This is a genomic window from Acidobacteriota bacterium, assembly GCA_003696075.1.
Classification (GTDB): domain Bacteria; phylum Acidobacteriota; class Polarisedimenticolia; order J045; family J045; genus J045.
Genome location: RFHH01000228.1, coordinates 1 through 5,688, shown reverse-complemented (window position 1 = coordinate 5,688; position 5,688 = coordinate 1). Strand labels below are relative to the sequence as shown.

5 protein-coding genes are annotated in these 5,688 nt (G+C 74.6%); 2 read left to right on the top strand and 3 right to left on the bottom strand.

Features of this window, described 5'->3' with window-relative positions; genetic code table 11:
- From D6718_13865 to D6718_13855, 3 genes are all read right to left on the bottom strand, one after another.
- Positions 1–2,271 (bottom strand): DUF4388 domain-containing protein (locus D6718_13865; GenBank protein RMG42439.1); only part of this gene is annotated, 2,271 nt, incomplete at its 3' end.
- A gap of 64 nt (positions 2,272–2,335) precedes the next feature.
- Positions 2,336–3,319 carry a D-glycero-beta-D-manno-heptose-7-phosphate kinase gene (locus tag D6718_13860; protein RMG42438.1) on the bottom strand — a complete coding sequence of 328 codons (984 nt, stop codon included), beginning with the start codon at positions 3,317–3,319 and terminating at the stop codon, positions 2,336–2,338.
- Complete coding sequence (locus D6718_13855) at positions 3,316–3,516, bottom strand: Trm112 family protein (GenBank protein RMG42437.1); 201 nt, start codon at positions 3,514–3,516, stop codon at positions 3,316–3,318. Before D6718_13855 ends, D6718_13860 begins: the two co-directional genes overlap by 4 nt.
- A 165-nt stretch (positions 3,517–3,681) precedes the next feature.
- On the opposite strand from D6718_13855, the gene D6718_13850 reads away from it, so the two are divergent.
- A complete protein-coding gene (locus D6718_13850) occupies positions 3,682–4,803 on the top strand; it encodes a lipopolysaccharide heptosyltransferase family protein (protein RMG42436.1) in 1,122 nt (373 codons plus the stop codon).
- Positions 4,803–5,688: hypothetical protein (locus D6718_13845; GenBank protein RMG42435.1), on the top strand; the 886-nt coding region annotated here is incomplete at its 3' end. The genes D6718_13850 and D6718_13845, both read left to right, overlap by 1 nt.

The window sequence follows — 5,688 nt, the reverse complement described above, 5'->3', positions numbered from 1 at the left end:
CTCCTCCGCCGCGGGCCCGGAGACCTCACCCTCCGGCTCCGCCGGAACGGGCCCCTCCTCGGAGCCGCCGATCTCCCACGGAGCACCGGTGCCCTCCGGCCCCGCCTCCTCCGCCGACTCCTCCGCCGCGGGCCCGGAGACCTCACCCTCCGGCTCCGCCGGAACCGGCCCCTCCTCGGAGCCGCCGATCTCCCACCGAGCACCGGCCGATCCGGCCGTCACCGAGCCGGATCCGCCGGCCGCTTCTTCCGCTGGCGTCCCGGGGGCGGCCCCGGCGAAGCCCGCCGCGCCCGCATCCGGGGCGGCGCCCGCGGATCCCTCGCTGGCCGGCTCCCAACCGGTCGCCGCTTGCGAGGTCTCACCGGCCGCGTCTTCTTCGTGCCGCGCCTCGGCTCCCGGCTCGGCCAGCTCCGGGGAGGTCTCTTCGATGTCGAGCTCGAACGACTGCGAGGCTGCCGCGGCCGGCCAAGCCTCGGCCGGGTGGCCGTCCGTCCCGCCGGGCTCGGGTGTTGCCGGCGGAACGCCGGCGGTCTCGCCCATCGCCCCGGCGGCGCCGCCCCCGGCCTCGGCGAGCGGCTCCCCGCCGGGCTCGCCCTCGGCCGGTTCCTCGAGCGACGGCGGTGCGGAGATCCTCCCCTCCAGCGGCCCGAAGAGCTCCGGAGCGATCTCCGCCGCCCGGGCGGGCCGTGCCGTGGTCTCTCGCTCGGGCTCCCGCCGCAGGAGCTCGTCCGGGCCCGGGGCGGGAGGCGGGGGCACGACGCGCGCCGGAGGCTGGCGCCGGGCCCGCGCGAGGATCTCCTCCTGGGACACGCGTTCGATGACGCCGACGAGCGCCAGCCCGGCGAGCAGCTTGCAGATCTCGAAATCGGACTCCGGCCGCGCGTCGAGCAGCTCGCCCACCGTCCGCTCCTCGCTCAGGAGCGAGACGATCTCCCACACGGCGGGGCGGAGCTGCAGCCGATCGAGCCGCTTGAGGTATCCGGGGGCCAGGCGATAGAGCGCATCGAGGCCGCCGACCCGCTCCCAGACGGGCTCGAACCGCCACCAGCCTTCCATCGCCGCGAGGATCAGCTCCTCGGGGTTCATGTCGAGGACCACCGGCTCGCGCGACGGAAGCTCCTCCTCCACGCGATATTCCCCCGAAGACCACAGCACGACGAACTTCGCCACCTCGAGGATCTGCTCGCGGACGAAGCGGTCGATCTCCTTGGCGTCGATCGCGCCCCGTTCGGCGAGCAGCTCCCCGACGCGTTTTCCGGAGATCAGCCGCCGGACGGCGTCCTCGTGATCCCGGTCCGCGATCACCCCCCGGCGGACCAGGTGGGCCATGAGGCTGAGTTCGGGGTTGTTCGAGGTGGCGAATTCGACCTTCCCGTCCCTCAGGAAGAGCGCTCCCTCGCGCTCGCCGTCGTAGAAGCGCACGACGCCGGTGAACCGGCGCTCGCCGAGGTCGAGCAGGAGCCGGGCGGTGTCGTCGAAGCGATCGATCGTTCCGCCCGTCTCACCGGTGGCGGGCGCGAGCTTGGCGTCGACCCGCTCGACGAAGCCGAGCACCGCGAGCGCCCAGAGGGAGCGGTAGACGTCGAAGGACGGTGCGTAGATCTCGCGGCAAAGCGTCTCCACGCGCTCGGGGCGGGAGAGCTGGTCGAGGATCGCCTTTTCGGTCAGGGTGAGCCGGACCCCCTCGCGGCGCCCCCCCGGAGCGATCCGGTAGACCGCGCGCGGCCCGCCGACCGCACGCCGCACGCGCGACCAGTCCCGCACCCGTCGCACGCCGGCGAGGATCAGTTCCTCCGCGGGCATCTCCAGCAGGACCGGCTCGTCCTCCGCCAGCCCCACCCGGCTCACCTTCCACGTCCCTTCGTTCCAGGTGAAGACCGACAGGGCGATCTCGTGAACCTGGTCGAGGATCGCCCGCACCAGGCGGTCGCGGTCCAGGACCTCGTTCTCGACGAGGATCTGGCCCAGCCTCCGCCCCCGGGCGATCTTCCCGCTCGCCTCCAGGAGCGGTTTGAGCTCGACCTCGCCGCGGCGCAGGAGGAACGTCCCGAGCCGGTCCTCCGGGTCGCCGGACGCCGCGAACACCACCCGTCCGTCCCGGAGGTAGATGACCTTCTGGATTCCGCCCCGCGAGAAGATCAGCGAGCCGGTGTGGCCGGCACACGCGGCGGCCCACACGACCTCGGCCACCGAGGTGCCCTCGAGGCGGCCCTCGGCGGGCAGCCGCAGCCCGCGACCGCTCTCGGCCGCGGTCATCGTCGTCCCGTCCATGACCCGTGGCACGGAGGCCAATTTATGGCCCCCTCCGCCGGGAAGACCACCTGGAGCGCCCGCCTCACGTCTGCTCCTCCAGGACCGCTCTCAGCTCGTCCGCGCCGACCGCTGCGGTACCCAGCCGGCCCACGGCGATCGCCGCCGCGGCGTTCGCCAGGCGCGCTCCCGCCTCGAGGTCCAAACCCGCCGCCAGCGCCGCGCCGAGCACGGCGGCGACGGTGTCGCCCGCGCCGGTGACATCGAAGACCTCCCGGGCCCTCGCCGGAATCGCCACCGGCGGGGCACCGCGCCGGACGAGGAGCATCCCTTTCTCCCCCAGCGTGACCAGGACCGCCTCCACATCGAGCCGCTCCAGCAGCCGCCGGCCCGCGCGCTCCGCGGCGTCCGGCTCGCCGGGGTCGAGCGCCGCCGCGCGGGTCGCCTCGGCCAGGTTGGGCGTGATCACCAGCGCCCCCCCGTAGTGCTGGACGTTGCGCAGCTTCGGGTCGACGACGGCCGGGATGCCGCTCGCGCGCGCGGCCCGGAGCAGCTCGGGGAGGTTCCGCCCGTCGAGCAGCCCCTTGCCGTAATCGGACACGATCAGAGCCGACGCCCCGTCGAGCGCGGCCAGCGCCGCGTCCCGTAGCGCCTCCGCCGCGGCGTCCGGGACCGGGTCGACCTGTTCCTCGTCGAGCCGGACCACCTGCTGGTGGCGGGCGATCACCCTGGTCTTCACCGGGGTCGGCCGCCCGTCCGGCAGATCCGGTCCCGCGATCCCGACTCCCCGCCCGGCCAGCTCGCGGGCGAGCGTCCGGCCCGCCTCGTCGCGACCGAGCGCGGTGACGAGCGTCGCTCCGAGACCGAGCGCGGCGAGGTTCGCGGCGACGTTGGCGGCGCCCCCCGGACGGATCTCCCTCTCACCCACCCGAACGACGGGGACCGGCGCCTCGGGGCTGATCCGCTCGACTTGCCCGTACCAGTAGCGGTCGACGATCGCCTCCCCCACCACGACGACCCGCCGGCCCGACCAGTCGGGGAGTCCCCCGCCGGACCGGCCGGGCGTCACGGCGAGGTCCCCGTCTCCGCACCCCCTTCTTCCGGAACGGCCGCCTCCGGCACCATCTGAGGGATCCCGTCTTCGATCGGATAGCGGACCCGGCAGGCCGGGCAGCGGAGCGCGGAGCCGTCGGTCGTCGGCGTGACCTTGGTCTTGCAGGTCGGGCAAACGAGCAGTTCGAGCAGCCAGGACTCGAGCGGTGCCATCGGACGGCCTCCCTGGTCGCCGGGACTCGGTCCGCGCGGATGCGCGCGACCGTGTCCGCGCGTAATGGTACACCCCGGTGCCGGTTCGACACGCCGCGCGGCCCGGTCTAGCCTGATTCCGCCGGACTCCGGGCGGCGGAGCCGGATCCCGGCGGGACTCCCAACGTGAAGATCCTCGTGTCACGCCTCGGAGCGCTCGGCGACGTGGTCCGCACGCTGCCGGCGGTCCGGCTGCTGCGCCGCACCTGGCCGTCGGCGCGGATCGGCTGGGTGGTCGAGCCCCCCGCCGCCCCCCTCGTGGCGGGACATCCGGACGTCGACGAGACGATCGTCTTTCCCCGGGCCGAGATCGCCGCCGCCGCCCGCCGGGGGCCGGTCGCCTTCTGCCGGGCCGTCCGCCGGGTGGTTTCCGAGTTGCGCGGGTTCCGTCCGGACCTCGCCCTCGACTTCCAGTCGTCCGTGAAGAGCGGCCTGTGCTGCCTTCTGTCCGGGGCCCCGTCACGGGTCGGCTTCGGGCGGGGCGCGGACCGCGAGGCCAGCCGCCTGTTCGCGACGCTCCGGGTTCCTCTCGAGCAGCCCCGCATCAACCGCGTCTACCGGGCCGTCGCGCTCGCCCGGGCGGCCGGTGCCCTCGGCGGGCCGCTGGAGATCGACCTCGGACTGACCGAGGAGGAGCTGGCGGAAGGCCGCCGCAGGCTCGACCGGCTGGCGAACGGCCGGCGCGCCGTGCTGATCGCACCGTTCAGCAGCCGGAGGCAGGCCTGGAAGCGCTACCCCCTGCGCCGCTGGTGCGAGATCGCACGGGGGCTCCGGGACTCCGGCGCGACGCCGGTGGTGGTCGCAGGCCCCGGAGAGGAGGACGAGGCGAGGAGCCTCGTCGCCCGGGCGGGGCCGGGTGTCGCCCTTCCCCTGGGTCTTCCCCTGCGCGCCCTCGCCGCCCTCATCGCCGCCGGCGATCTGATGATCGCGGGGGACACCGGTCCGATGCATCTGGCGTGGGCGGCGGGGGTGCCGGTGATCGCGCTGTTCGGCCCCACCGACCCGGTCCTGAACGCTCCGCTCGGCGAAGGGCATGTCGTCCTCGCCCCGGAGCGGCCGACGGAGCGCGACGCGGTCGACCGGTTCCCGTCCATCGACGCCAACCGCGTCCTGGAGCACGCCCGCCGAGTCCTCGAGCGCGGCCGGCCGCCCCGGCCGGCCGGCCCGGTGGTCCTCCCCGCGCCCGACCCCCACGCCCAGCGTCCGGCCGCCGCCGGCGCGGCCGGCGTACCGGAGATCCAGATCTGATGCGCACGAAGACGACGTTTCTCGTCACCTTGCTCCTCACCCCCTTCTTCGCACCGGCGCCCGCCGCCGGCGCCGCGAGCGCCCCCGCGGCGGAGTCGATCCGCGAGCTGCGCGACCTCCTCGCCCGAGGGGACTGCGACACGGTCCTCGACCGCGTGTCCGAGATGAGGCGCTCCGCCCCTCGCCACCCCGACCTCCTGGCCCTGGAGGCGAACTGCCGCATGCGCGAGGACAGGGTGATCGAACGGCGCTTCGACGAGGACATGTACGAGCGGCTGATCCTGGGCACCGGCCGGGACAGCCTTCCCGCGCGCGCCAAGCAACTCCTCGAGCGCGTCGACGTTCGCTTCTCCCGGAAATCGGTGCGGCGGGCCAGCGAGCTGTTCCTCCAGGCGGTGGAGGCCGCTCCCTATCGCGCGGACATCGTCGTCGGAGCGACGGCGGCCCTGGTCGACATGGGGGAGGACGAGGCGGCCCGCGACGTGCTCGCCGAGCACTCCCGCGTGATCGACGCCGGTGCGGCGCGGGAACTCGATGAAGCGGCCGGCGATTTCCTGCGGACGCGGCGTCTCGAGCGAGCCGCCGCCTTCGCCGAAATCCTGCGGTCCGCGTTGCCGCGCTCGCCCCTCGGGCCGGCGCTCGCGGCTCGCGTCCACCTCGCCCGCTTTCGGGCCGTCCCCGCGATCGAGGAGCTGGAACGAGCGGTGGAGCTCGACCCGTCCAACCTGGCGCTGCGGGAGGAGCTGGTCCGGCTCCTGATCGCGGCGCGCCGGTTCGACAGGGCCTTCGAAGCCGCCTCGTCCCATGCCGTGGAGGATCTCAGCCTCGCCGTCTCGGTGGCGCTCACGCGCAGCCACGGGAGGATCGTCCCCGCGGGGCCGATCT